1 protein-coding gene is annotated in these 281 nt (G+C 69.8%); it reads right to left on the reverse strand.

The features are described from left to right. Positions 1 to 281: hypothetical protein (locus tag HKX41_11195; protein ID NNC24696.1), on the reverse strand; the 281-nt coding region annotated here is incomplete at both ends.

Here is a 281-nt window from a genome sequence, read left to right on the forward strand (position 1 = left end):
GGCGCATCCAGCGCCAGTGCGTGCTGCGCCGGCGCGTCGCTCAGCAGGTCTTGCCAGTACGCGAGCTGGCCGTCCCACGCGCCTTGCGCCAGCGCGGCCTGCTGCCATGCGGCGAAATCCAGGTACTGCCGTTGCGGCTCGGGCAAGTCGGCCGATTCGCCGCGCACCAGGGCGGCGTAGATCGTCAGGAACTCGTCGAACAACACCCGGATCGACTGGCCGTCGGCGGCGATGTGGTGCAGGTTCAGCAGCAGCACTGCCTGGCCGTCGTGCAGGCCGAT

The sequence above is a fragment of the Salifodinibacter halophilus genome, assembly GCA_012999515.1.
Lineage (GTDB): Bacteria > Pseudomonadota > Gammaproteobacteria > Nevskiales > Salinisphaeraceae > Salifodinibacter > Salifodinibacter halophilus.